The sequence below is a fragment of the Polaribacter sp. SA4-12 genome (assembly GCF_002163675.1).
Lineage (GTDB): Bacteria > Bacteroidota > Bacteroidia > Flavobacteriales > Flavobacteriaceae > Polaribacter.
Window position 1 is genome coordinate 1,417,518 of record NZ_CP019334.1, and the last position, 25,361, is coordinate 1,442,878.

Annotated in this window: 26 protein-coding genes; 8 read left to right on the forward strand and 18 right to left on the reverse strand. The window is 29.7% G+C overall.

All coding sequences use genetic code 11. The features are described 5' to 3' along the window. The first annotated feature begins 88 nt into the window (after positions 1-88). Complete coding sequence (locus BTO07_RS17295; RefSeq protein ID WP_232457096.1) at positions 89-259, forward strand: hypothetical protein; 171 nt, start codon at positions 89-91, stop codon at positions 257-259. Here the strand turns inward: BTO07_RS17295 and BTO07_RS06075 are convergent. The 4 genes from BTO07_RS06075 to BTO07_RS06090 all read right to left on the reverse strand — a co-directional run bounded on the left by BTO07_RS06075 (position 251) and on the right by BTO07_RS06090 (position 4,742). Next, positions 251-742 (reverse strand): hypothetical protein, encoded by a 492-nt coding sequence (locus tag BTO07_RS06075; protein ID WP_087520382.1) that lies wholly within the window; start codon positions 740-742, stop codon positions 251-253. The genes BTO07_RS17295 and BTO07_RS06075 overlap by 9 nt on opposite strands. Continuing rightward, positions 732-1,523: a DUF6973 domain-containing protein gene (locus tag BTO07_RS06080; RefSeq protein ID WP_087520383.1), complete on the reverse strand. Its 792-nt coding sequence runs from the start codon at positions 1,521-1,523 to the stop codon at positions 732-734. The genes BTO07_RS06075 and BTO07_RS06080 overlap by 11 nt, the downstream gene beginning before the upstream one ends. 497 nt (positions 1,524-2,020) lie before the next feature. After that, positions 2,021-2,788: a DUF6503 family protein gene (locus tag BTO07_RS06085; RefSeq protein WP_087520384.1), complete on the reverse strand. Its 768-nt coding sequence runs from the start codon at positions 2,786-2,788 to the stop codon at positions 2,021-2,023. A 187-nt stretch (positions 2,789-2,975) separates the two neighbouring features. Further along, complete coding sequence (locus BTO07_RS06090) at positions 2,976-4,742, reverse strand: ABC transporter ATP-binding protein (protein ID WP_087520385.1); 1,767 nt, start codon at positions 4,740-4,742, stop codon at positions 2,976-2,978. 213 nt (positions 4,743-4,955) lie between these two features. On the opposite strand from BTO07_RS06090, the gene BTO07_RS06095 reads away from it, so the two are divergent. Both BTO07_RS06095 and BTO07_RS06100 read left to right on the forward strand, forming a co-directional pair. After that, complete coding sequence (locus BTO07_RS06095) at positions 4,956-6,848, forward strand: DUF294 nucleotidyltransferase-like domain-containing protein (protein WP_087520386.1); 1,893 nt, start codon at positions 4,956-4,958, stop codon at positions 6,846-6,848. A gap of 1 nt (position 6,849) precedes the next feature. Beyond that, positions 6,850-7,515 carry a 3'-5' exonuclease gene (locus BTO07_RS06100; protein ID WP_087522567.1) on the forward strand — a complete coding sequence of 222 codons (666 nt, stop codon included), beginning with the start codon at positions 6,850-6,852 and terminating at the stop codon, positions 7,513-7,515. Between the two features lie 183 nt (positions 7,516-7,698). On the opposite strand, the gene acs is transcribed toward BTO07_RS06100, so the two are convergent. The 8 genes from acs to BTO07_RS06145 all read right to left on the reverse strand — a co-directional run bounded on the left by acs (position 7,699) and on the right by BTO07_RS06145 (position 17,094). Then, the gene (gene acs, locus BTO07_RS06105) at positions 7,699-9,606 is read right to left on the reverse strand and encodes an acetate--CoA ligase (protein ID WP_087520387.1); all 1,908 of its coding nucleotides are present in this window, start codon (positions 9,604-9,606) and stop codon (positions 7,699-7,701) included. Positions 9,607-9,724: 118 nt separating this feature from the next. Beyond that, positions 9,725-9,943, reverse strand: coding sequence for a hypothetical protein (locus BTO07_RS06110; RefSeq protein WP_087520388.1), 219 nt, complete (start codon positions 9,941-9,943; stop codon positions 9,725-9,727). 47 nt (positions 9,944-9,990) lie between these two features. Then, on the reverse strand, positions 9,991-10,353 hold the full coding sequence (locus BTO07_RS06115; protein WP_087520389.1) for a response regulator: 363 nt from the start codon (positions 10,351-10,353) through the stop codon (positions 9,991-9,993). A 19-nt stretch (positions 10,354-10,372) separates the two neighbouring features. Next, entirely contained in the window at positions 10,373-13,060 is a 2,688-nt protein-coding gene (locus BTO07_RS06120) for an ATP-binding protein (protein ID WP_087520390.1), read from the reverse strand. A 284-nt stretch (positions 13,061-13,344) separates the two neighbouring features. Beyond that, positions 13,345-15,036, reverse strand: coding sequence for a sodium:solute symporter family protein (locus BTO07_RS06130; RefSeq protein WP_087520392.1), 1,692 nt, complete (start codon positions 15,034-15,036; stop codon positions 13,345-13,347). A 34-nt stretch (positions 15,037-15,070) separates the two neighbouring features. Further along, positions 15,071-15,328 (reverse strand): DUF4212 domain-containing protein, encoded by a 258-nt coding sequence (locus BTO07_RS06135; RefSeq protein WP_087520393.1) that lies wholly within the window; start codon positions 15,326-15,328, stop codon positions 15,071-15,073. A 16-nt stretch (positions 15,329-15,344) separates the two neighbouring features. Further along, positions 15,345-16,565 (reverse strand): hypothetical protein, encoded by a 1,221-nt coding sequence (locus tag BTO07_RS06140; protein ID WP_232457097.1) that lies wholly within the window; start codon positions 16,563-16,565, stop codon positions 15,345-15,347. 109 nt (positions 16,566-16,674) lie between these two features. Then, on the reverse strand, positions 16,675-17,094 hold the full coding sequence (locus tag BTO07_RS06145; protein ID WP_087520394.1) for a transposase-like zinc-binding domain-containing protein: 420 nt from the start codon (positions 17,092-17,094) through the stop codon (positions 16,675-16,677). A 152-nt stretch (positions 17,095-17,246) separates the two neighbouring features. Here BTO07_RS06145 and BTO07_RS06150 point away from each other — a divergent pair, with 152 nt between their 5' ends. Beyond that, positions 17,247-18,026, forward strand: coding sequence for a sulfite exporter TauE/SafE family protein (locus BTO07_RS06150; RefSeq protein ID WP_087520395.1), 780 nt, complete (start codon positions 17,247-17,249; stop codon positions 18,024-18,026). A 78-nt stretch (positions 18,027-18,104) separates the two neighbouring features. Then, entirely contained in the window at positions 18,105-18,902 is a 798-nt protein-coding gene (locus tag BTO07_RS06155) for a TerC family protein (RefSeq protein WP_087520396.1), read from the forward strand. Between the two features lie 57 nt (positions 18,903-18,959). Here the strand turns inward: BTO07_RS06155 and BTO07_RS06160 are convergent, their stop codons facing one another. The 6 genes from BTO07_RS06160 to BTO07_RS06185 all read right to left on the reverse strand — a co-directional run bounded on the left by BTO07_RS06160 (position 18,960) and on the right by BTO07_RS06185 (position 23,448). Beyond that, positions 18,960-19,331, reverse strand: coding sequence for a glyoxalase (locus BTO07_RS06160; RefSeq protein ID WP_087520397.1), 372 nt, complete (start codon positions 19,329-19,331; stop codon positions 18,960-18,962). Continuing rightward, positions 19,324-19,803, reverse strand: coding sequence for a hypothetical protein (locus BTO07_RS06165; RefSeq protein WP_087520398.1), 480 nt, complete (start codon positions 19,801-19,803; stop codon positions 19,324-19,326). The genes BTO07_RS06160 and BTO07_RS06165 overlap by 8 nt, the downstream gene beginning before the upstream one ends. Positions 19,804-19,897: 94 nt before the next feature. Further along, positions 19,898-21,085, reverse strand: a complete 1,188-nt coding sequence (gene fabV / locus BTO07_RS06170; RefSeq protein ID WP_087520399.1) for an enoyl-ACP reductase FabV — start codon at positions 21,083-21,085, stop codon at positions 19,898-19,900. A 10-nt stretch (positions 21,086-21,095) separates the two neighbouring features. Further along, positions 21,096-22,043: a phosphoribosylaminoimidazolesuccinocarboxamide synthase gene (locus BTO07_RS06175; RefSeq protein WP_087520400.1), complete on the reverse strand. Its 948-nt coding sequence runs from the start codon at positions 22,041-22,043 to the stop codon at positions 21,096-21,098. A 36-nt stretch (positions 22,044-22,079) separates the two neighbouring features. Further along, positions 22,080-22,481 carry a hypothetical protein gene (locus BTO07_RS06180; RefSeq protein WP_087520401.1) on the reverse strand — a complete coding sequence of 134 codons (402 nt, stop codon included), beginning with the start codon at positions 22,479-22,481 and terminating at the stop codon, positions 22,080-22,082. Between the two features lie 13 nt (positions 22,482-22,494). Next, complete coding sequence (locus tag BTO07_RS06185) at positions 22,495-23,448, reverse strand: PhoH family protein (protein ID WP_087520402.1); 954 nt, start codon at positions 23,446-23,448, stop codon at positions 22,495-22,497. Positions 23,449-23,576: 128 nt separating this feature from the next. Between BTO07_RS06185 and BTO07_RS06190 the strand changes: the two genes are divergently transcribed. The 3 genes from BTO07_RS06190 to BTO07_RS06200 are packed head-to-tail and all read left to right on the forward strand — an operon-like array spanning position 23,577 to position 25,285. Further along, positions 23,577-24,437, forward strand: coding sequence for an SAM hydrolase/SAM-dependent halogenase family protein (locus tag BTO07_RS06190; RefSeq protein ID WP_087520403.1), 861 nt, complete (start codon positions 23,577-23,579; stop codon positions 24,435-24,437). A 6-nt stretch (positions 24,438-24,443) separates the two neighbouring features. Next, entirely contained in the window at positions 24,444-24,740 is a 297-nt protein-coding gene (locus BTO07_RS06195; protein WP_087520404.1) for a putative quinol monooxygenase, read from the forward strand. 17 nt (positions 24,741-24,757) lie between these two features. Then, on the forward strand, positions 24,758-25,285 hold the full coding sequence (locus tag BTO07_RS06200) for a GNAT family N-acetyltransferase (protein WP_087520405.1): 528 nt from the start codon (positions 24,758-24,760) through the stop codon (positions 25,283-25,285). The last annotated feature ends 76 nt before the right edge of the window (positions 25,286-25,361 follow it).

Below are 25,361 nucleotides of genomic sequence, written 5' to 3' on the forward strand. Positions count from 1 at the left end.
TCTGAAGTATGGATTTCTTCTCCTTTATTGAAAGATAAAACTTTGGCATTTCTCCACGCCTTTATTCCTCCATGTTTTTATTGCAGAATTGAAAGTTCCTGTTTCATCATTAAAAATTCAAAAAGAAGAAGTTACTGACATTAAATTATTTGATTTAGATATTCTTAAAAACACAAAAAACCTCGAAAACGTGTTGCTTTCAAGGTTTCATGATTATTATGTTAGTGTTTATGATAAGATTATTGAGAATTTATCTTAAACTACCATCTTCTAAAATATCAATATATACTGTACCAATACCATTTGGTGTTTTTACAATACTTTTATTGTTTTCATGTAATAAAAATTTTAAACTAACTTTTGCTTCAGGAGAAATTTCGTTAATTTTTTCAAAACTTGGTGGTGCCCATGTATTAAACTTTGTTAATTTTGGATGACTAGTCATAAATGGTCTAATTATAGAAGATTTTTCTCCATTTCCTGACACATTATCTCCAATATTTTTATTTGGTATTATAAAATTTTCATATTCTATAGAATCTATAATCACAAATTTATTATTATCATTTATAACACCATTATAAAATATAAAACCAGTATAATCTTTTTCAGAATAATTTCTAATTATTAACTCATAACCACTTTCTTCTGCTTCATCAATATTGCCAATTGAAGGAATACAAGAATAGCTTACACATAAAATAATTAAATATATAAAGTATTTTATTTTTTTAGTTTCCATAATAGGGGTTTTTATTTATTTCTTCTGATAAATAAACTGGTTTTGTTTTATCTGCTCTAATTATTTTTAAATAAGCAAGTTCTTGAGGTTCAGTAATACCTTGTGTTGGAAAAAGATTATTCATATCAATAAAAACGGCATGATCTTCAATTAAATCATAAGCAAAATCTTTTAGTTCATTTGCAGATGGTTCATTTAAACCCGTTTTCATCCATAAAAATTTTTTAAATGTAGTTTTATCTTGGTATAATTGCCTACCAACTTCGTTATTATGATAGTCCATATACAAAGTACCTACTTCATTAGTGGCACATCTTTCATTTAAATCTGCTATTTTCTTTGCAAAATTAAACTTTTTAAGTTTAGAAGATGTTGTCCAATAATATCTAGAAAGTAAAGCATTCCAAACAGTATGCCTATAATCGTCTCTTTTAGTATTATTTGGGTCTAAGTGGTCATATTTACTTCTAGATGAATTTGTTGCACCCTTGTCTGCAAAATACATTGAATACAGTTGTTTGAAATCTATCCAATTAATATCTCCAAGCCTTAAAATACAGTCTTTTTTTTCTTCGTTTGGTAAATTTTCTGAATTATGAGTTGGAATAACGGGAGGATTATTATTAGGAGGATTATAATAAACAAAATCATCAAGATCTAGAACTCCTTCCATATGATTTACAATTGTGTTATTTAAAGCCCTAGCATAATACTCATCAATTAAATCGATTTGATCTTCAATTTCTGTTTGAGATAATTCTGGAAAATCGTATTGAATCATCTCTAAATTTACTCCGTTTTCTTCATAAGGGAAAAAAGGTAAAACCTGTTCTGCAGATTCTAAAGCCTGTTCAAATTCGTAATCTAAATTATCTGTTTTAGATTGGTAATTCCCAATTTTTTTTCTTTTACTCTTTAAAACTTTTAGGAAACTTTCAGACTCGTCTAAAACTATTTCTTTTTCATCAAGAGCAAAACGGTTTTTTACTATTAATCCTTTGTAGTTTATTGTGGTAGCTTCTACTAAAGGCTTTTCATTTAAACTTGTAATACTATCTTGTTCAGAACAAGAAGATAAAATAAATAAGAAAATTAATAGATATTTAAAAAACCTAAGATGTGTGTGTGTGTGTGTGTGTGTGTGTGTGTTAAATTCATAGTTTTATTTTTTTTTCAAATTTAACTAATATTTAGATTATAAGAATAGGGGAAAAACACCTTTTTTTATACAAAAAACTAAATTGTACTAACTATTTTTACCATCTACTAAAAAACTACTTACTCAACAATAGGTTTCTCAAAAAATGAATCTGCTAATTTACCCTGACTTATTAAAGGCAATGTAAACTCTGTAGCAGGTCTTGCAGGTTCTGTAGGAATCCCTTTTTCATCTTTATTATACCACGTAATTTCTTTAGGCAAAACAAATCCATTTACGTTTTCCCATTTATTGTATTTTATCAACTTATACTTTTCACTTGGCTTTTTAGATCTAAACGTAACTGTATATCCCAACCATTCCATTTGATACGTTTTAGGATTATAATAAACAATATAATTATCGTCTGGAGAAGTTCCTTTATCTGAAGCGTAAGAAATTTTATAACCAGGATAATTTGTTCCTTCAAAAATTAAATCATCTACTTTGCTGTAGCTAATTCCGTCATCTGCTAAAACAAATGGCATTGCATAAAAATAGAAATATAAATTGTAATAAAAACTAGGATTTCCTTTATAATCTCCTTTCGTTTCTTCATCTAACCAAACTTCTTTACCATCAAAACCTAAAGAATACTTTGGAGAATTAATTACAATTTTACGTGAATGCAAATCTGAAGTATGTACTTCTTCTCCTTTATTAAAAGATAAAACTTTGGCATTTCTCCACGCTTTTATTCCTCCGTGTTTTTCAAAAACCTTTCCTAATTCGTTTGGGAAATTTTCTTTTTTTACTTCTACAATAACTTCTTTTTTAACATCTTTTTTAGCTTCATTTTTACAAGAAACTGAAATCACAATAATTAATAATAAAATTACTTTTTTCATAAGTTGATAAATATTGATTTTTAATAATTCTTAAAGTCGGTTTTTAAAATTGATAATTACAAAATTCTTCTTTTTTTAAAAAGTTGAGTAAGCGCGTTAGGGATTGAAACGGCATCCTTTTTGCTTTTTCAGCAAAAAGATATAGTGGAAAGCCCGTTAAAACGCCAAAAAAAATAAAATCTAAACGTTAAATTTTTGATTGATACGTGTACAAATCATAATACCTTCCTTTTACAGCGATCAATTCATCATGCGTTCCTCTTTCTGCAATGCTACCAGATTCTATGACTAAAATTTGATCTGCTTGCTTAATAGTACTCAATCTATGTGCAATTACTATAGTAGTTCTGTCTTTTACTAATTCTGATAAACTTTTCTGAATTAAAGACTCGCTTTCGGTATCTAAACTAGAAGTTGCTTCATCTAAAATAATGATTTTTGGATCTGCCAAAATTGCTCTTGCAATTGCCAAACGCTGACGCTGACCACCAGAAAGCTTCACTCCTCTTTCTCCGATTAAAGTATCTAAACCATCATCAAAACGATCCGTAAATTCGTTTACATACGCAGCTTTTACCGCATTTTGTAATTCTTGTTCAGTTGCATTTGGTCTTGGAAATAAAATATTAGCTCTAATAGTTCCTTCGAACAAAAATTCATCTTGTAAAACAACACCCAAATACTTTCTATAACTAGATAGTTTTACTTTAGACATATCTTGATTATCAACAGTAATTGTACCCGATTTTGGATTTAAAAATGTTGCAGACAAACCTGCAATTGTAGATTTCCCAGAACCAGAACTCCCAACCAAAGCGGTTACAGAACCAGATGGAACTTTAAAATTGATGTTATTCAAGACTTCTTTTCCTTCTTCGTAAGCGAAAGACACATCATCAAAAATAATTTCTCCTTTAAGATCTTCTAAAACGATATTTCTATTTTCATCATCTTCTTCTGCAGGCATATTCATTAACTCTTCGGTTCTGTCTAAACCTGCCAAAGCTTCGGTTAATTGACTTCCAATATTGCTCATTTGTACAATTGGCGCAACCATAAACGCTAGTAGCGTTGTAAATTTAAATAAATCACCAAAAGTCATTGTACCTTGAATCATATAATAACCACCAATTCCCATAACTCCAGTTGTTGCTAAACCTATTAAAAAGGTTGAAGAACTTGTCATTATTGCAGTTGCAGTCATACTTTTTTTAACATTCTTAAAAATATCAGCAACTCCTTTTTCAAAAACTTCACTTTCTTGATCTTCGGCATTAAAAGCTTTAATGACACGAATTCCTCCTAAAGTTTCCGTCAAACGTCCTTTTACTTCTGCATTAATTTTTCCTCTTGCTCTAAAAATCGGGCGAATGAATTTGAAAGATTTTAATGCAATAATTCCGAAAATTGATAAAGGAACAAAGGTGAAGAGTGTCATCCAAACATTCATTTTTATCAAAATAACCAAGGTTACAATTGCTGTAAATGAACCACCAATTAATTGGACTAAACCTGTACCAATTAGGTTTCTTACGCCTTCAACATCAGTCATAATTCTAGAAACCAAAGCACCAGATTTTGTGTTATCAAAGAAACTAATAGGTAACGACAAAACTTTCTTTTGTACTTGCGCTCTTAATTCTGATATTAAATATTGTGCTTGAATACTTAAGACTTTCGTTAATAAAAAAGAAGTAATTGCTTGTACTAAAATGGCACAAATAACAATAAATATTAAAGTATATAATTGACTATAATCTTTATTAGGCACAACCTCATCTAACAATACTTTACTCTGTAAAGGCAAAACAAAACCAGCTAAACTGCGAATAATTATAAGTACTAAACCTATAAAAACGATATTTCTTCTTGGCCAAATAATAGTTTTAAAAGCTTGTTTTAAGGTAACTTTTGGTTTGGTTTTATTTTTTGTTGATTCTTTTAAATGCTGCATATATAATATTGAATGTCAAATGTAAGTGATTTGTATTTGTCAATTTATATGCCATAAAAAAGAATATGACATTTTAACAAAAATAAGTCAAACTGCATTTCTGAAAGCTAATAAACACTAATTTATTTTTATTAAGGATAAAACTATATCTATTTAGCACAAAATATCATTTAACTCTAAAACTTTGTAACCTTTTTCCTTATTTTAGTGGATATGAACACAATACCAGAACGCATCTACGATTTCCTAAAAAACTTTCCACCTTTTAGTATGCTGTCTAAAGAACAATTATTATCGATTTGCAAGGCAATAAATGTAGTATATTTAGAAAAGGATGCCGATTTATTTATTACAGGTAACCCTGTTGAAAACCAATTCTATATTGTTAAAGATGGTGCTATTGGTTTGTTTCAAGAAAAAACAAATGCTTTGGTTGATAAATGTGATGAAGGTGATATTTTTGGATTGCGTGCTTTAATGCGTAAGGATACTTATAAATTAAGCGCAAAAGCAATAGAAGAAAGCATTGTATATAGTATTACTTCTGAGTTATTTGAAGAATACATTGCCACAAATGCTGAAGCTAGCACGTATTTATTGTCCAGTTTTGTTTCAAACACTAGATATATAGAATCTAATAAATTAGGTGATGTAGCGCCTATAGAAAGCATTCAAGAATTTTCTGAAGAACAATCTGCAGATTATTCTAAAAACCCAATACAATGTTCAATAGAAACGAGTATTAAAGCCGCCGCTTTAATAATGACCAATAAACGTGTAGGTTCTATTATTATTACCGAAAAACTGAAGCCAATTGGTATCATAACTGATAAAGATTTACGTACAAAAATTGCAACGGGTTTAGTTTCTATTGAAGAACCTGTTTCTAAAATTATGTCATTTCCTGTAATTACGTATCCTGAAAATATTACGATTGCTGAAGCACAAATAGCAATGATTCAACATGGAATTACACATTTATGTATCACAAAAGACGGAACACCAAACTCTGAACTCACAGGTCTTTTGTCTGAGCATGATATTGTAGTAATTCGTGAAAACAACGCTTCTGCTTTAGTGAAAGAAATAAAGCGCGCAACTACTTTTAAACAATTACAACACATTAGACAACGTGCTCAAAAAATATTAAATCGCTACTTAGAACAACAAATACCAATTACATTTATAACTAAAATAATATCTAGTATTAACGATAGTATTACAAGACATATTATTGATTTGGCTTTGGCTGAAATGTCTACTCCTGCTCCAACTTCTTTTGCTTGGTTAGCAATTGGAAGCCAAGGTAGAGAAGAGCAATTACTACTTACAGACCAAGATAATGCATTGGTTTTTAATGATGTTTTAGAAAGTGAATACAAAAACACGCAACATTATTTTTTAACGCTTTCAAAAAAAATAAATGCAGGTTTAGAAATTGTTGGTTTTGAATTATGCCCTGCAAATATGATGGCTAGTAATCCAAAATGGTGTTTATCTGCAAGTCAATGGAATCAACAATTTAAATCTTGGATTGTAACTCCTGATCAAGATAATTTAATGTTATGTACTATTTTCTTTGATTTTGAATTTGTTTATGGTGATAAAAACTTAGTAGAAACTTTAACAAATGGTATTTTTGAAACCATAAAATCTCATGAAATATTTTTAAATTTCTTAGGGATAAATGCCTTAAAGAATCCACCACCTTTAAGTTTCTTTAGACAATTTTTGGTAGAACGTGATGGTAAACATAAAGATCAATTTGATATAAAAGCACGTGCAATGATGCCTTTGGTTGATGCTGCTCGTTTATTAATGCTGTCGAAAAATATAAATACACCTAAAAACACAATTGTCCGTTATGATAAACTTTCGGAACTAGAGCCACAAAATAAAGAAATCTACATTGCTTGTAGCAAGGCTTTTAAAAACTTACTTCGTTATAGAACCCAACAAGGTTTATTACATAACGATTCTGGTAGATTTATTGATTTAGAAACTTTAAGTAAAGCAAATCGTTTAGAATTAAAAAGCTGCTTTAAAGCCGTAAAAGATGTACAGGATTTAATTGAAACAAGATTTAAACTTTCACATTTTTCATAATATGAATTGGTTTAAGAAAAAGACATATCCTACTTTCTGGAAATCGTATATTGAATGTTTTAAAGAAAAACAAGACACCTCTTTAGAAAACATACGCTTTGTAGTTTTTGACACAGAAACAACAGGTTTAGACACAAAACAAGATCGAATATTATCTATAGGAACGATCACAGTTATTGGAAATACGTTAAAAGTTGCTGATAGTTTAGAATGTTATTTAAAACAAGATTTATTTAATGCTGAAACCGTAAAAATTCATGGTTTATTAAAAGCAGGAACTTATAAAAAAGCAACTGAAGAAGAAGCTATAATTCAATTTTTAGCACATATTAAAAATTCAGTTTTAGTGGCACATCATGCTGCTTTTGATATCGCTATGATAAATCAAGCTTTAAAACGTTTAAACTTACCAAAATTAAAAAACAAAGTATTAGATACAGGACATTTATATAAGAAAACAAAATTAGATACTTCTAAAAAACACTTCAGTTTAGATGAATTATCAATAAAATTTAACATCCCACAACATGACAGACATACTGCTTCTGGTGATGCTTTTATTACTGCATTATTATTGGTAAAACTATTAAGTATTCTCAAAAAACAAAATACAGATTTATCTATAAGCCAACTTCTAAAAAATAATAACAGAAGAGGCCTTTTGTAAAATAAAAAAGACCTTGTCAAGCTTTTAATAACTTGACAGGTCTATAATTTTAACTATTAATTGGTTTCTAAACTGGCTTGCGTGAGCGATAGAAACGGCATCCTTTTTGCGTTTTCAGCAAAAAGATATAGTGAATAGCGCGGTTTTTGTTTTTCACAAAAACACGCGCTAAAAAATATTCTATTACAATCTTTTATCAATAATATCTTGTACAACTTCTGGGTTTAAAAGTGTACTTGTATCTCCTAAATTATCTAATTCATTACAAGCAATTTTACGTAAAATACGTCTCATAATTTTTCCTGAACGAGTTTTTGGTAATCCTTCTGAAAAATGAATTTTATCTAATTTTGCAATTGGGCCAATGTGTTCTGTAATAATCTGATTGATCTCTTTTCTTAAGTTATTTTGATCTCTACTTTCTCCTGTATCTTTTAATATTACATAACCATATAATGCACTTCCTTTAATATCATGAGGGAAACCAACAATAGCAGATTCTACAACTGCAGGATGCTCATTTATTGCATCTTCAATTGGTGCAGTTCCTAAATTATGACCAGAAACAATAATTACATCATCTACTCTACCTGTAATTCTGTAATAACCAACCTCATCTCTTAAAGCTCCATCTCCAGTAAAATACATACCTTCATATGCAGAAAAATAGGTTTCTTTGTAACGTTCGTGATTTCCCCAAATAGTTCTTGCCATACTAGGCCAAGGGAATTTTATACACAATCTTCCATCTACTTGATTGTCTTTTATTTCTTTTCCGTTTTCATCCATTAATGCTGGTTGAACTCCAATAAAAGGTAACGTTGCATACGTTGGTTTTGTTGGTGTAACATAAGGAATTGGCGTAATCATCATTCCTCCTGTTTCTGTTTGCCACCAAGTATCAATAATCGGACTTTTCTTTTTCCCAACATTGTCATTATACCAGTGCCACGCTTCCTCATTAATTGGTTCTCCTACAGAACCCAAAACTTTTAATGATGATAAATCGTATTTATCAACCAATTCTGTTCCGTGTTTAGCCAAAGCTCTAATTGCTGTTGGCGCAGTATAAAATTGATTTACTTTATGCTTTTCTACAATCTCCCAAAAGCGTCCAAAATCTGGATAACTTGGCACTCCTTCAAACAGAACAGTCGTTGCTCCATTTGCTAAAGGACCATAAACGATATAAGAATGACCCGTAATCCAACCAATATCTGCAGTACACCAATACACTTCATTATCTCTATATTGAAATGCATTTTTAAATGTGTAAGCTGTATAAACCATATAACCAGCAGTTGTATGTACCATTCCTTTTGGCTTCCCTGTAGAACCTGAAGTGTACAAAATAAATAAAGGATCTTCTGCATCCATAATTTCTGCCACACATTCTGTAGAAGCGTTATCTAATAAAGGTTGTAACCATTGGTCACGTCCTTCTTTCATAAAAATATCAGAATTAATTCTTTTAGCAACCAAAACATTTTCTACACCAGGGCAACTTTCTAAAGCTTCATCTACAATTCCTTTTAAATCTATTGACTTTTTCCCTCTATAAGAACCATCAGAAGTAATCACCATTTTACAATCAGAATCATTAATTCTTGTTGCAAGTGCTGTTGATGAAAAACCAGCAAAAACAACTGAATGTATTGCTCCAATTCTAGCACAAGCCAATGTTGCAATCGCTAATTCTGGAATCATTGGTACATAGATACAGACTCTATCTCCTTTTTTAACTCCGTTTTCTTTTAATACGTTTGCAAATTGATTTACCCTTTGATGTAATTGATTATATGTAATATGTTCTGCAGCTTCATTGGGATCATTAGGTTCAAATAAAATGGCAGTTTTATCTCCTTTTGTAGTTAAATGTCTATCTATACAATTCTCTGTAATATTAAGTTTTGCACCTTCAAACCACTTTACTTCTGGTTTTTTAAAATCCCATTCTAAAACTTTATCCCATTTTTTTCTCCATACAAAATGCTCTTCAGCAATTTCTTCCCAAAAAGTTTCTGGTTCTCTTACTGATTTTCTGTACACTTTATAATATTCCTCTAAATGCTTTATGTGATAATTACTCATAATTATTTTTTTATATTATTATTTCTTCTTTTTAACCAATCTATTTTTCTGATTGTATTTTTCAAAAATCGAGCTGATTTTTCTTTACTTTCTTTATAAAGTTCTGGTAATTTATATTTTATGATTTGCCTAGATTAAACAAACCAAACCAATTTGGATTTAGAACTTTGGCTTTTATTAAAAACCAAATAAAGGCCACAAAAGAAAGCCCTATTAACATAGAAAATAAAGGAGTAATTGGTAATTCATTTTGAATTTTAATTCGAAAATACAATGTACCAACAATGTAGATACTTATAAAAATATCTGAAATTAAAGGATTTACTTGAAATTTCATTTTTTTTAAACTTTAATTAAACAAGGTTTGTTTGCACACAAAACTATTTAATCAATTAGTTCAAATATCTCTGAAACTATTTTTTTAATAGAAAATGGTTTTATTAAATACTTATCTGCACCTAACTCCAACCCTTTTTCTATATCTGATGTTCTATTCTTTGCTGTTAAAAAAGCAACTTTAATATGTTTTAAACTATCGTTGCTCCTTATATGTTTTAACGTTTGATAACCATCAACATTTGGCATCATAATATCTAACAAAATAACATCTGGTTTTTGATGTTCTAAAATCTGTAAAGCTTCATTTCCATCTCTTGCAATCAGCACCTCTAGACCTTTCTTTTTAAAGGCATATTCTAAGGTCATTACAATATTTGGCTCATCATCAACAATTAAAATCTTTCTCATCATGCTTTAAGTGTACAATTTAGTTAAAAGGTAGTTTAAAACCAAAAATTGTGCCTTTTTTATTTGTTTTTTCTATCCAAATTTTTCCTTTATGCATTTCTATGATCTGTTTGCTTATCGCTAACCCCAATCCACTACCTTGAGGTTTAATTGTATTTTGATTAATTGACTGAAAAAACTTATCAAAAATATATTCAATATCTTCCTCAATGATGCCTTTACCATTATCTTCTACAAAGACACAATGATAAGAATCTGTCTTTTTAAAACTGATTTTTATAATTCCATTTTGAAGCGGACAGAATTTAATTGCATTCGATAATAAATTGGTTAACACCTGTAAAATACGATCTTCATCATACTTAAACAAGATGTTTTCTTCCTCTGAAAAAATTAATTCCACTCCTTTTTTATGAGCGATTTGTTTAATACTATTAATTGCCTTCTCAATTGTTTTACGAATATCGTTTTCATATAAATCTAGATGATCTCTTCCGGTTGATAATTTTTCAAAATCTAAAATATTATGAATTAACCTTGATAACCTATCTGAATCTTGCAATATATTTTTTAGAAACTGAGTCTTAATTTCAGCTTCCATGCTTTCATCATCTAAAATTAATTCTGTAGCAGCACGTATTCCTGTTATTGGTGTTTTCAATTCGTGAGCAACTGTGTCTAAAAACTCATCTTTTTGTAGATCTTTTTTAATTAAGTTTTGATTTGCCTCTTTTAACTGATCTGTTAGCGTAAATAATTCGTCAGATTTTTCTTTTAGTAATTTATTGTTGGCAATTGTTTCTTTAGATTCTTCTAAAATCTTTAAAACCTCAACCAAACTTATTTCCTCTTCTTTTACAACATTATCAATCAATATTTTTGCTGATGCACTACCAATACTTCCTGTTAGGAGTTTCTCTGAAAAATTAATTAATCTTGCGTCTGCAAGCTGTGTATTTTGAGGAAGTTTATATTTCGTAAAAAAGATACTTAAAGCTCTTTGGGCTCTTTTTTCTCCTAAAAACTTAATTAAAATATTTTTGATATCAGCAACATAAGCTTCTCCTTTCCAAACCAACGCTCCATCTTGTAAAGTAGCATAGTTTTTACTATCAACATACATTTCCGCGTAATTACGTTCTCTATAATTTCCTTTAAAAAGTAAGGAAAGCACTAAATAGATGACAGTATTTATTAATAAACTCCAGAAAAAAGCGTGCGCAGGAGGACTTAAAAAATCAATACCAAATAAAGCATAAGGTTTTGTGAATGATAAATTGAAAATTCCGTTATCAGTAAAAGAGGAAGAACCCGTAAAAGCTTCTATTGTAAAAGGCAGAATCAGTGTATAGGCTGTTATTAGAAACCCGATAATTATTCCTGTAATTGCTGCTTTAGAAGAACCTCTATTCCAATAAAGACCAATAAAAAAAGAAGGTGCTAATTGTGCTATGATCACAAAAGAGATTAAACCGATTGAATAAAGAGATAACTCAATAGAAAAATTAATATAAAAAAGATACGCTAAAATAATAATCAAGAAAATTGATAATCTTCTTATTGTAAGAATATACTTCGCGTTTTTTTCAGGATGATTTTTTATAAATTTCTCTAAAAATCCATAGGGAATAATTAAGTTATTACTAATCATGGTAGAGAGTGCAAGCGTAGAAATTACCACCATAGATATTGCAGCAGAAAAACCACCTAAAAAAACTAATAATGCTAAAAAAACATTTCCGTTTTGTAATGGTAATAATAAAGTATAATACTCCGCATTTACAGTATCTCCAAAGGTTAATTTACCTGCCCAAGCAATATAAATAACAAAAATATTGAATAATAAAAGATATAATGGAAATAGCCAAATTGCCTTTTTTAAATGTTTCTCTCGATTGTTTTCAATAACTGAAACTTGAAACTGTCTTGGTAATAAGAAAATAGCTATAAATGATAACATAATCATAAACATCCAATTTAAAGCCTTCTCAAAACTACCGATTGTTGTTAACTGTTCAAAGTCTTTAACTTTAGAAATTTTAGTATAAATATCTTCCGTTCCATCAAACAAAACATACGTTACATAAACACCAATTATTAAGAAAAATACTAGCTTTAATATTGATTCAAAGGCTACAGATGTAACAATACCTCTATGTTTCTCTGATGCATCCGTTTTTTGTGTACCAAAAAAAGTAGCAAAAATTGCCAATATTACTGCTATATAAAAAGTAGAATCATCTAAAATATTGGTAGATACATAACTGGTGTCATCAGTCATAATCTCAAAAGTTTCTGAAACAGCTTTTAATTGTAATGCGATATAAGGCACAATTCCTAGAAAACAAATGATACTTACTAATGCACCAAGAAATCGATGATTTCCATATCTGAGAGAAATAAAATCTGCTATTGAAGAAATTTTTTGTTGTTTAGATATTTTAATTATTTTTCTTAGAACAACAATCCATAAGGGAGATGCAATCACTGGCCCCAGATAAATGGGTAAAAAACTAATACCAGAATTTGCAGCGATACCTACACTACCATAATATGTCCAAGCAGAACAGTAAACTGCTAGAGATAATGTATACATATATGGATTATTTACCCATTTACTCTTAGAATTTTTCTCTGCTTTATAAGCAATAAAAAAAAGAATAGATAAATAAGAAATAATAATAAAAAACAAGAAGTAATTACTCATAATGTTTTTTTAGAACAGTGTAAGAGATTAAAATTGAAACAAGCCAAATTGAAAATATTGAAAAATATAACGTTGGAATTCCAAAAACAGCGCCATCCAAATTAAAAATTAATATGAATGGAATATTGAAAATTAATAGTAATACAAAAGAAAGTACAACTAATTTTTGTTCGTGTCTTTTTTTCATTTCTAATTATAAATGTAATAAAAAAAACAGCATCATAATAAAATGATACTGTTTTTAACTATTAACCTAATTAACTTTTACTTTTTCATCCACTTTTTTAATGATCTGTAGCTTCTCCAGCTCCAGATGGAATTCTAATATTTTCTACTAAATCTTGAACATCTTCTGGTGGAGCAGGTGTCATTCTAGAAACGACAACAGAAATCACAAAGTTTACAAACATTGCAACTGTTCCAAATCCTTCTGGCGAAATACCAAACCACCATTCGCTTGCTGGTGGCTTATCACCTAACCAACCCAATTTAAATTTAGCCATATAGAAAAACATTAAAGCCAATCCAACAACCATACCTGAAATTGCACCTTCTTTATTCATTCTTTTATCAAAAATACCTAAAACAATTGCTGGAAAAAATGAGGCTGCAGCTAAACCAAAAGCTAATGCAACCACGGCGGCGACAAACCCTGGTGGATTTATTCCAAAATATCCCGCTACACATACTGCAACTGCCGCACTTAGACGTGCTGCTAAAAGTTCTCCTTTTTCACTAATTTCTGGTACAAATATTTTCTTTAATAAATCATGAGAAACTGAGGATGCAATTACCAAAAGCAATCCTGCTGCCGTAGATAAAGCTGCCGCTAAACCACCAGCACCAACAAGAGCAATAACCCAATTCGGTAATCTTGCTATTTCTGGATTTGCCAATACCATAATATCTCTATCAATAGTTAACTCATTATTCTTAGTATCTGCTAAATATTGAATTACACCATCTTTATTTTTATCCTCAAAATTTAAAAGACCTGTTTTTTCCCAGTTCCCAAACCATTCTGGCATTTCTTCATACTTTTTCTCACTAACAGTTTCAATTAAATTAACTCTAGCAAAAACTGCTACAGCAGGAACCGTTGTGTATAAAATAGCGATAAATAATAATGCCCAACCTGCAGATTTACGTGCATCTCTTACATTTGGTACTGTAAAAAATCTTACAATAACGTGAGGTAAGCCAGCTGTACCAGCCATTAAAGCTAACGTAATTGCAAATACATCTATCATCGATTTACCTCCAGAAGTATATTCATGAAAACCAAGTTCTCGATGCAACCCATCTAATTTATCTAATAAATAAATGCCATCTTCTCCTGCACCTCCCATACCAATTTGGGGTATTGGGTTACCAGTCATCTGAATTGAAATAAATATAGCTGGTACCATAAAAGCAAAAATAAGTACACAATATTGAGCTACTTGTGTATACGTAATACCTTTCATACCACCAAGTACAGCGTAAAACAATACAATTGCCATACCGATATAAACACCTGTATTAATATCTACTTCTAAGTATCTAGAAAAAACAATACCTACTCCTCTCATTTGTCCTGCAACATATGTAAACGAAACAATTAGCGCTGCGATTACTGCAACAATACGTGCAACATTTGAGTAATATCTATCTCCTATAAAATCTGGCACTGTAAATTTTCCGAATTTTCTTAAATATGGCGCTAGTAATAATGCTAAAAGTACATATCCACCTGTCCATCCCATTAAATAAACAGATCCATCATATCCTCCAAAAGACACAATACCTGCTAAGGAGATAAATGATGCAGCAGACATCCAATCTGCAGCTGTAGCCATACCATTAATAATCGGCGGTACACCACCACCTGCTACATAAAATTCTTTTGACGATCCTGCTCTAGCCCATATTGCAATACCTATATATAATGCAAATGATATTCCGACTAAAATCCACGTCCAAGTTAATATTCCCATGTTATTTCTATTTTTTTATATTTTGTTAGTTAGTTTATTCGTCTACTCCGTATTTCTTATCTAGCTTATTCATTAGCTTCATATAAACAAATATGAGCACTACAAATACATACAAAGAACCTTGTTGAGCAAACCAGAAGCCTAATTTAAACCCTCCTAATTTTATGGTGTTTAATTGTTCTACTAATAGAATTCCAAAAACAAAAGAAACTAAAAACCAAATAGACAGCAGAATCGCTAAATATTTTAAATTTTCTCTCCAATACTTTTTCATTTGTGTTTTATGCGACATAATTTTATAGTTTTTATTATAGATAAATCATTGCTTGTAAGGTTACACTGCTTGTAGAAGTGCCATAATCTTGGTTTTTATATTCTAATGTTAATTTAGAATTATGACCACTCATATACGCATTAACACCTAAACCCAAAATATTTCTATTATTAGAAGTAGCATCATAACTATTACTACCATAAGAAGCATAAGGTTGAAATCTAGTTTTTGTTTTATCACCTGCAAAAACATAACCTACATGAGTATAAACCATATTACCAGTACCATAAGCACTATATAAATAGTTTTCTCCATAATTATTAGATTGATATGTTGTGTAAGCAGTTATAGCGCTTCCATCATCTCCTAAAGATGCGTCATAGAAGGCATCAATAGCAAAGATTGAGACATCCTCACTCACTAAATTACCACCCTTCATTTTGACAGTACCTTTTGGATGCATGAAAAAACCAGCTCCTATATTAAATACTTTTTTTCCTCCAAGATAAGTTCCTACCTTAAATGGTAAAAAGTTTGATTCTTGATCTAATAAATTAAATTCGAAATATCCTGCAAACGTTTTTCCAGAATCTTTAGTTCCTAACAAATTTGCTCCTCCATAAACAGCTTCACCATTTGCAGAAGGTACTCTTGCATCTAAACCATTTACAATAGCATCATTTATTGCAACTCTATATTGAAATTTCCCAAACTTACCTTTCATAAAAACACCAATATGTCTTGCAAATTGATCTGATAAGCCAATAGTTGCCCAAGATTGACGATTATTATCTAACGTCATCATATTTAAAGTACTTTGATTATTTAATCTAGAAATACCATTAAAATAATGTAATCCTGCACCAATAGCATGATCTTTACCTAAACTGTATTGTGCCCAAGCATCATGTAAGAAAATTTGAGACCCTGTTCCTTTACCTGTAGGTGAAAGTGTCCCAGAATTCAAACTATTTAAACCGAAATGAGTTAAAATTAAAAATTTATCAGTAATCTGAGAGAACATTAAAACTCTTGCTCTTCTTAAATTAAAACTTGTTTTACTTGAAGTTGCAGCCGCATCATTATTATACGTTGCTTGTACTTGTGCCCAAGAAATTAAACGAAGATACTTTTTACCATCTTCATCAAATTTTATTTTAAGGCCTCCTTTATAGTCAGGAGAACCTTGTGAATACATTACTTGTAGGGATAGGAAAAAGACTCCTAGCAGCAATGTTTTAGTCATTTTGTTCATTTTTTTTTAAGTTTAAGGTTAGTTAAAAATAGTTTTGTGTGCTCTACTAAATTCTAACTAATTACTACTATAAAAAAAAACAATATACTAATTTGGTAAATAAATATACTTACTCTTTAAAACGTTCCCATTTTATAAGCATAAACTTATCACCTAGCTCTGTTACCACTAAACCTGCTCCTGCTAAATTTTTAGGATTTTTAAAATAGTTAGACAGCTCATCAGCATTTAATATTTTATACGTAGAGTGATAATTTCCATTATAAGGCCTCTTAATATTATACTTCTTTACCCAGTTTAATACACTTACATGAGACACACCTAAAATACGCTCAATCTCCCTATAAGTTAATCCTTCTAAATATAGTTGCAGCGCCTTATTGACATAATAATCGTCAATCTTTTTCCCTAACTTATTAACTGTAAAAAAATAAGAGCAATCTTTACACTTATAACGTTGTCTATTTTTGATAATTCCACTTTTAATATACCTATCAGAATTACAGTTTGGACATAAATTTATTTTCATATATATAAAATTAGCATAAATATATCAATTTAGCAAATTTATTTTTCATAATCACCTAATAAACAGCAACAAACCTTTAACACCATTGATAATTTATTATACTTGTTAAAAAAACTTATAAAAATTCAATTTATAAATTACATTTGTATTTCATGACTTACGATATTATAATAGAATCTTTATTTTACAATTGGCATATTGTTCTTTTATTCTTCATTGTTGCTATTTTATACTCATCAGTTGGTTTTGGTGGAGGGTCTAGTTATTTAGCAATTTTAGCACTAACAGGAATCCTATTTACTCAAATTAGAGCAACGGCTTTACTCTGTAATATTGTTGTTGTCTCTGGAAACGTATTTTTATTTTATCAACAGAAAAGAATCGATTGGAAAAAAGCTATTCCTCTTATTTTATTTAGCATTCCTTTAGCTTACTTAGGTGGTTACCTAAAAATAAGTCAACATTTCTTTTTTATATTATTAGGTTTTACACTCTTATTTGCAGCAGTTACTATGTGGATTTCTAAACGAATTGTTTCTTCGGATGAAAAAAACATCAACTTAAATCCTATAAAAAATGCTGGTTATGGTGGAGTTATTGGGTTTATTTCTGGAATGGTTGGCATAGGTGGAGGCGTATTTTTAGCTCCTTTTCTACATCTTACAGGTTGGGATACTCCAAAAAAAATAGCTGCAACTGCAAGTGTTTTTATTTTGGTGAATTCTATTGCTGGGTTAATTGGTCAATATTCGAACCCTGATTTTGTAATTGATTGGAATTTGACTTCAATTTTACTAGTTACTGTTTTTATTGGAGGACAAATTGGAAGTAGAATGAGTAATAATCTATTTACTCCTATTCAACTAAAAAAAGCAACGGCTATTTTGATTGCCTTTGTAAGTCTTAGAATCTTATGGAAGTATTTATTCTAAAAAATACAAAATCATTAAATATCTTTAAATATCTTTGAAGTCGAAAAAAAATTGAATTAATTAAGCAAACAAAAAACTATGTTAGGAATTCTTTTCACATTATTTATGTTAATCTTATTACAAGCCGTATTAGGATTTGATAACTTACTTTATATTTCTTTAGAATCTAAAAAAGCACCAGAAGCTGATCAGAAAAAAGTTAGAAAAACAGGAATCTTAATAGCAATTGTATTAAGAATTGTTTTGTTATTAGTACTTGTTTCTATAATAGAATTCTTTCAAGAACCTTTTTCTTTTCTATCCGGAGGCATAACAGACATTGTTCATTTTGCTTTTAACGGACATAGTATCATTGTTTTATTAGGTGGTGGCTTTATAATTTACACAGCTATAAAAGAAATTTGGCACATGATTTCTACAAAAGGACTTGATGTTTCTGAAATGTCTAAAGATCGAAATACCAAATCTTCAAATGCAGTTATTACTAGTATTGTTATAATGAATTTAGTTTTTTCTTTTGATTCAATTTTAGCTGCAATTGGTCTTACGAGCGAGATAGAGAGTTCTACAACTGCTTTTATAGTAATGGCAATTGCTATTGTAATTAGTGGTTTATTAATGCTTATTATGGCTGATAAAATATCTACTTTCTTATCAAAAAATAGAATGTACGAAGTATTAGGTTTATTTATTCTTTTTATTGTTGGAATAATGTTAGTTACTGAAGGTGGACATTTAGCACACATTAAAATTTTCGGCGAAGAAATTGTACCAATGAGTAAAACTACTTTCTATTTTGTATTAGCTGTTTTAGTTATTGTTGATGTTGTACAAGGAAGATATCAAAAGAAATTATTAATAGAACAAGGTAAATAAATTACTCGTAAAATACTCTTATAAAAAAAGTCGCTGTATTAATTTACAGCGACTTTTTTATGATATCTCAGCAATACTATCTTTAATTCTTTGAGAAGTAATTTGTAGAATCCTTCTATTTATTTCTGATGAATTTTCTGAATAGAATGCAAATTCATCCATAGAAAAATGACCAACAATAAAACCTAACACAATATTTTTAAAGTTATTATCTGTTTTAAAAAAAGAAGAAATATTACTTCTCTTTTTCTTATCTGGTATAACAGAAAAATCTACTTTCCTTTTTAGAAGATGGTTTTTTAAAAATGCAATTAACAAAGTATGTTGCATTTTTATAATAGGCCTTAATGTATTGTTTTGAAACCTTTCCATTTCTGTAGTTCCTTCGTTTACTAAATCTGCTATAATTGGTCTTTCTTTTTTATTCATCTAATAATTCATTCAGTTCTAATTGATAATCATATTGTAAATCTTCGTGTAATGTTGCAATTGCTTTTTTAACTAAAACAATCTGTCTATCAAAAGTATTTGTTAACCTTGGGCTTTTTTTAATTGATGGTTTAAAGTTTTTAAGCTTTGCACAGAAATAAAGCAACAAAGCTACTTCTGTTTCCTTCTTTTTAGAATATCTGATAAACTTTTTTGTAAGTGTTAAAATCTTACGAACACTCTTTCTAATATAAAAATAACTCTTGGTATTTATTTCAGAAAAAAGCACATCCATTTGGTCTTTTACACTTTGTATATACTGTTCTTCATCATGAGATTCATACAATAAATACGTCAACAATTCTTTATTTTCTTTCTTAAATTTAGATAAATGCAAACACAGTTCTTTTAACTCATTTGCAGATTTATGAGAGAGTTCGTCTTTTAATTGTTTTACGGTAACTGCCTTCATCAAGGATATTTTTTTACAAGATAAAAAAGAAAAACCTCACAAAATAGAATCTGTGAGGTTTATATTTTAATTCTCTTTTAAAAGAGACTAATTTTTATTGAATACTTGGTACGTTCACAACCTCATTTACATCAGCATCATAATCTACACCTTCAACTTTAAAACCAAAAAGGTTATAAAAATCGTTGCTATATCCTTCTAAATCTCCAATTTCTGATAAGTTTTCTGTTGTTGCTGTTTCCCAAAGTGCATTAACCTCAGCTTGTACATCTTCTCTCATTTCCCAATCGTCAACTCTAATTCTTCCTTTTTCATCTAAAGCTAAATCTCCTCCAAATAAACGTTCGCTATACAAACGTTGAATTTGTTCTATACAACCTTCATGAATCCCTTTTGCTTTCATCACTTTATACAATAAAGAAATATATAAAGGAATTACAGGAATTGCAGAACTTGCTTGTGTAACTAATGCTTTATTTACAGAAACATATGCTTTTCCTCCTAATGATTTTAAATCGTCAGTAATTGTAAAAGCTGTTGCTTCTAAATGATCTTTCGCAGCACCAATTGTTCCGTTTCTATAAACTGGCTTTGTAACTTCTGGGCCAATGTAAGAATACGCAACTGTTGTAGCTCCTTCGGCTAATAAGTTTTCAGATTGTAATGCGTCCATCCACATTTTCCAATCTTCACCACCCATTACTTTAATCGTATTTTCTACATCTTCTCCTTCTGCAGGTTTTATAGAAATATCTGAAACTGTACCTGTATGAAAATCTACAGTTTTGTTAGAAAATTCTCCACCAACTGGTTTTAAAACAGATTTATATCTTTTTCCTGTTGTAGGATCTGTTCTTACTGGCGAGGCTAAACTGTAAATTACCAAATCAATCTGACCCAAGTCTTCTTTAATTAAGTTTACAACTTGTTCTTTTATTTCATTAGAAAATGCATCTCCGTTTATACTTTTTGCGTACAAACCTGCTGCATTTGCATGTTTTTCAAAAGCTGCAGTATTGTAAAAACCTGGTGAACCTGGTCTTCCTTCTGTTGCTGGTTTATCAAAGAAAACTCCAATTGTAGCAGCATCCGAACCAAAAGCACTTGTAATTCTTGATGCCAATCCAAAACCTGTAGATGACCCGATTACTAATACTTTTTTTGCTCCATCAATTTTTCCTTTTGATTTTACATGTTCTATTTGATTTATCACGTTTTGCTCACAACCTGTTGGATGCGATGTTAAACAGATAAATCCTCTTGTTCTTGGTTCTATAATCATTGTAGTTAGTTTAGTTTGCTAAAAAAGAATTTACATTCTTTTCAATTCTGTTTAAAACATTTTCTGTGGAAGCTTTTACAAAAGTTTCGCCAGTAATTTGTTCGTATAATTCTATATATCTATTAGAAATTTCAAGAACTTTTTCATCGTTCATTTCTGGAATTTGTTGTCCGTCTTTTCCTTGAAAATTATTTTCAATTAACCACTGACGTACAAACTCTTTCGATAATTGTTTTTGAGTTTCTCCTTTATCTTGTCTTTCTTGATATCCTTCAGCATAAAAGTAACGAGAAGAATCTGGTGTGTGAATTTCATCAATCAACACAATCTTACCCTCTTTCGTTTTTCCGAATTCATATTTAGTATCTACTAAAATCAATCCTCTTTTTGCTGCAATCTCAGTTCCTCTTTTAAATAAAGCGTTTGTATAATTTTCTAAAACGATGTAATCTTCTTCAGAAACAATTCCTTGAGCAAGAATCGCTTCACGAGAAATATCTTCATCATGATCTCCATTATCTGCTTTTGTTGATGGTGTAATTATAGGAGAAGGAAATTTATCATTCTCTTTTAATCCTTCAGCCATTTCAACGCCACACAAAATTCTTTTTCCTAATTTATATTCTCTTGCCGCATGACCAGATAAGTAACCACGAATTACCATTTCTACTTTAAATGGTTCACATAAATGACCCACTGCAACATTCTCATCAGGATTAGCAACTAACCAATTAGGAACAATATCTGCTGTATCATTCATCATTTTTGTTGCAATTTGATTCAAAATCTGACCTTTAAAAGGAATTTGACGTGGTAAAACAACGTCGAAAGCAGACAATCTATCTGTTGCAATCATGACCAAAATGTCATCATTAATATTGTAAACTTCTCTTACTTTACCTATATAAACAGACTTCTGGTTAGGAAACTGTAAGTTCGTGTCGTTAATTGTATTCATTTTTTGTTGTGTTCTTGTGGGCGCAAAAATAAGCTTTCAATTTCTTTTTTTTTCAGATTTGAAGTAGTTTTTTATCTGCTGCCTTTCAAAAGAAAAAACAAGCGATTTATTTTCGATTTCATCAATTATAATTAACGAAACTCTTTTTAAATTATTAGATTCTAAAGAACCTATTTCTTCTATATCAATTTTATAAAAAACTTTTAATAATTCTTCTAAAATTAAGACATCAACTCCATTAATTTTCTTTTTTAAATCCTCTTCATTTAACGCTAGTATTTCATAAAAACCGAAATCTAATTTCCCTTTTAACTCTTTATCAAAAGACTGTAAAGAATAACTAACATTACCTTCTCCTGTTATTTTAGCAATAAAATTCCTTAAAAAAAGCGTTATTTTCTGTATTTCTCTTTCAATAAAATCATTTCTATATTCCATAAATCAGAAAAACTTATTCTGTTTCAATACTTTTATACGCTGTAATAATTTTACGAACTAATTTGTGTCTTACAACATCTTTATCATCTAAATACACTTGTGCAATTCCACTAATATCTTTTAAAGCTAATAAAGATTCTTTAAGTCCTGAAATTTGTTTTCTAGGTAAATCAATCTGACCAGGATCTCCAGTAATTATAAATTTGGCACTTTTTCCCATTCTTGTTAAAAACATCTTCATTTGATTATGGGTTGTGTTCTGTGCTTCATCTAATATTACAAATGCATTGTCTAAAGTTCTACCACGCATAAATGCCAAAGGTGCAATTTGAATAACTCCTTTTTCAATAAAAGACTCTAATTTTTCATGCGGAATCATATCACGCAAAGCGTCATATAAAGGTTGCATATAAGGATCTAATTTTTCTTTTAAATCTCCAGGTAAAAACCCTAAGTTTTCTCCAGATTCTACAGCTGGTCTTGTTAAAATAATTTTTCGAACCTCTTTTTCTTTCAATGCTTTTACTGCCAAAGCAACAGCTGTATAGGTTTTCCCTGTTCCTGCAGGACCAACTGCAAACAACATATCATTCTTCCCCATTAAAGTAACCATTTTACGTTGGTTAGCAGTTTGTGGTTTTATCAACCTTCCACTTACTCCATGAACTAAAACTTCTTTTGCGTTTATCGTTGCAGCAGTCTTTTCATCATTTCCGTTAGAAGTTAAAATTTGTTCTATGCTATTTTCATCTAAGTTATTGTACTTATTATAATACTTTATTAAGCGTTCTAAACGAGTTTCAAATTCATCTAAAATTTCTGGATCTCCATAAACTTTCAATTTAGATCCACGAGCAACGATCTTAATTTTCGGAAAATATTTTTTTATTTGCTCAATAGTACTGTTTTGTGCTCCAAAAAAGTCTTTTGGGCTAATTTCTGTAAGCTCTATAATGCGTTCGTTCAAATGATTAATTTTTATTAATTGATTACAATTATATTTCAACTAAAAATAGCGAATAAATTTACTAAAATGCTTAGATTTGCGTTAAATAGTTAACAACTTTTACACATTTAATTAACAGCAATATTTTAATGTCTTTAATCACTTTAACAACAGATTTTGGAACGAAAGACCACTTTGTTGGCGCTGTAAAAGGAGCTATTTACTCAGAGCTTTCTGATGCTAAAATTGTAGATATTACTCATGAAATATCTCCTTTTAACATTACAGAAACTGCTTATATCTTAAAAAACTCTTACAAAAGCTTTCCTGATAAAACCATTCACATTGTTGGTGTAGACTCAGAATTAAGCAAAGACAATAAACATATTGCAATAGAACTAGACAATCATTTCTTTGTTTGTCCTGATAATGGAATCATCTCAATGATTGCATCAGAAATTATACCTACCAAAATTGTTGAAATAAACATTCATGATAGAGTAGAAAGTAGTTTCCCTGTATTAGATGTATTTGTACAAGTTGCTTGTTTTATAGCTAGAGGTGGTAATTTAACAGTAATTGGTAAAGAAATTCAAACATATAAAAAGATGATTGAAATTCAGCCAAAAGTAAGTCAAGCCCAAAACCAAATTGTTGGCGGTGTCGTTTATATTGATAATTATGGAAATGTAATTAGTAATATCAGCAAAAAAATGTTTCAAGAAATTGGAAAAGGACGTCGTTTTAAAGCAAATGCAAGACGTTATTCTTTCTCTAAAATATTTACAAAATACAATGAAGTTGCTGGCGATAGTGCTCATGACAGCATACAATATGATGGAGATAAATTAGCGTTGTTTAATTCTGCTGGTTATTTAGAGATTGCTATTTATAGAAGTAATTTAGATTCAGTAGGTGGCGCATCTACCTTATTAGGTTTAGGATATAGAGATTCTATTACTATTGATTTCATCAACGATTCTAAACCAGATTACACTCCTTTAACTTAAGATATTATGTTTATTCGAATTGTAAAAATGAGTTTTCACGAAAAACACATTCAAGATTTTTTATCAATGTTTGAAGAAAAAAAAACATTTATTAGAGCATCTAAAGGATGTAATTTATTAGAATTATATCAAGACAAAACAAACCCAGAAATATTTTTTACCTATTCTTATTGGGAAAAAGAACAAGATTTAGAAAACTATAGAAACTCAGACCTTTTTAAAGATGTTTGGGCAAAAACAAAAATATTCTTCAACGATAAACCTCTTGCATGGAGCGTTGATAAAAAAGTAAGTTTACAATAAAAATTAGATAAATAAAAATGGATTTCGATTTCACTCCTTTTCCTGTTCTAGAAACAGAAAGATTAACATTAAGAGCATTAAATTTAAACGATGCAAAATCAATTTTTGGTTTAAGAACCAACAAAGAAGTTAATGAATTTATTGACAGAAAAACACCAAGAAATCTTTCTGAAGCAAGAGCTTTTATCGATCGTATTTCTAAACTAACTTCAGCTAATAAAGGGGTTTTTTGGGTATTAGAATCTAAAAGCAATCATCAATTAGTTGGTACTATTGGTTTACGTAATTTTGAAGATGAAGAAGATTATGCAGAACTTGGGTATGAAATAGACCCTAGTTACCAGCAAAAAGGTTTTATGAGTGAAGCTTTTGACGTAGTTTTAGAATACGGATTTAATCAAATGGAATTAAAAACCATTGAAGCTTTTACACATAAAAATAATACTGCTTCTATTGCGTTATTAGAGAAACAAAAATTTGTTTTTGAACCTGAAATAAAAGATGAAGGTTTCGAAAACAATATCAGTTATAGATTAAAGGCTTAATCTTTTACAAGCTCAGACTGATAATTAAGAAGTAATCTGTTAGTCTGAGTTTGTTCAAAAAAAAAACAATCGTTAA

What these genes read in the sequence shown, in the direction of transcription:
- BTO07_RS06075 (WP_087520382.1), bottom strand. Translation starts at nt 742, where the DNA reads ATGGAAACTAAAAAAATAAAATACTTTATATATTTAATTATTTTATGT.
- BTO07_RS06165 (WP_087520398.1), bottom strand. Translation starts at nt 19,803, where the DNA reads ATGAAGGCAGTTACCGTAAAACAATTAAAAGACGAACTCTCTCATAAA.
- fabV (WP_087520399.1), bottom strand. Translation starts at nt 21,085, where the DNA reads ATGATTATAGAACCAAGAACAAGAGGATTTATCTGTTTAACATCGCAT.
- BTO07_RS06150 (WP_087520395.1), top strand. Translation starts at nt 17,247, where the DNA reads ATGACTTACGATATTATAATAGAATCTTTATTTTACAATTGGCATATT.
- BTO07_RS06135 (WP_087520393.1), bottom strand. Translation starts at nt 15,328, where the DNA reads ATGTCGCATAAAACACAAATGAAAAAGTATTGGAGAGAAAATTTAAAA.
- BTO07_RS06190 (WP_087520403.1), top strand. Translation starts at nt 23,577, where the DNA reads ATGTCTTTAATCACTTTAACAACAGATTTTGGAACGAAAGACCACTTT.
- BTO07_RS06145 (WP_087520394.1), bottom strand. Translation starts at nt 17,094, where the DNA reads ATGAAAATAAATTTATGTCCAAACTGTAATTCTGATAGGTATATTAAA.
- BTO07_RS06130 (WP_087520392.1), bottom strand. Translation starts at nt 15,036, where the DNA reads ATGGGAATATTAACTTGGACGTGGATTTTAGTCGGAATATCATTTGCA.
- BTO07_RS06095 (WP_087520386.1), top strand. Translation starts at nt 4,956, where the DNA reads ATGAACACAATACCAGAACGCATCTACGATTTCCTAAAAAACTTTCCA.
- BTO07_RS06110 (WP_087520388.1), bottom strand. Translation starts at nt 9,943, where the DNA reads ATGAAATTTCAAGTAAATCCTTTAATTTCAGATATTTTTATAAGTATC.
- BTO07_RS06090 (WP_087520385.1), bottom strand. Translation starts at nt 4,742, where the DNA reads ATGCAGCATTTAAAAGAATCAACAAAAAATAAAACCAAACCAAAAGTT.
- BTO07_RS06080 (WP_087520383.1), bottom strand. Translation starts at nt 1,523, where the DNA reads ATGATTCAATACGATTTTCCAGAATTATCTCAAACAGAAATTGAAGAT.
- BTO07_RS06195 (WP_087520404.1), top strand. Translation starts at nt 24,444, where the DNA reads ATGTTTATTCGAATTGTAAAAATGAGTTTTCACGAAAAACACATTCAA.
- BTO07_RS06175 (WP_087520400.1), bottom strand. Translation starts at nt 22,043, where the DNA reads ATGAATACAATTAACGACACGAACTTACAGTTTCCTAACCAGAAGTCT.
- BTO07_RS06085 (WP_087520384.1), bottom strand. Translation starts at nt 2,788, where the DNA reads ATGAAAAAAGTAATTTTATTATTAATTATTGTGATTTCAGTTTCTTGT.
- BTO07_RS06115 (WP_087520389.1), bottom strand. Translation starts at nt 10,353, where the DNA reads ATGAGAAAGATTTTAATTGTTGATGATGAGCCAAATATTGTAATGACC.
- BTO07_RS06180 (WP_087520401.1), bottom strand. Translation starts at nt 22,481, where the DNA reads ATGGAATATAGAAATGATTTTATTGAAAGAGAAATACAGAAAATAACG.
- BTO07_RS06100 (WP_087522567.1), top strand. Translation starts at nt 6,850, where the DNA reads ATGAATTGGTTTAAGAAAAAGACATATCCTACTTTCTGGAAATCGTAT.
- BTO07_RS06140 (WP_232457097.1), bottom strand. Translation starts at nt 16,565, where the DNA reads ATGAACAAAATGACTAAAACATTGCTGCTAGGAGTCTTTTTCCTATCC.
- BTO07_RS06160 (WP_087520397.1), bottom strand. Translation starts at nt 19,331, where the DNA reads ATGAATAAAAAAGAAAGACCAATTATAGCAGATTTAGTAAACGAAGGA.
- BTO07_RS06200 (WP_087520405.1), top strand. Translation starts at nt 24,758, where the DNA reads ATGGATTTCGATTTCACTCCTTTTCCTGTTCTAGAAACAGAAAGATTA.
- acs (WP_087520387.1), bottom strand. Translation starts at nt 9,606, where the DNA reads ATGAGTAATTATCACATAAAGCATTTAGAGGAATATTATAAAGTGTAC.
- BTO07_RS06120 (WP_087520390.1), bottom strand. Translation starts at nt 13,060, where the DNA reads ATGAGTAATTACTTCTTGTTTTTTATTATTATTTCTTATTTATCTATT.
- BTO07_RS06155 (WP_087520396.1), top strand. Translation starts at nt 18,105, where the DNA reads ATGTTAGGAATTCTTTTCACATTATTTATGTTAATCTTATTACAAGCC.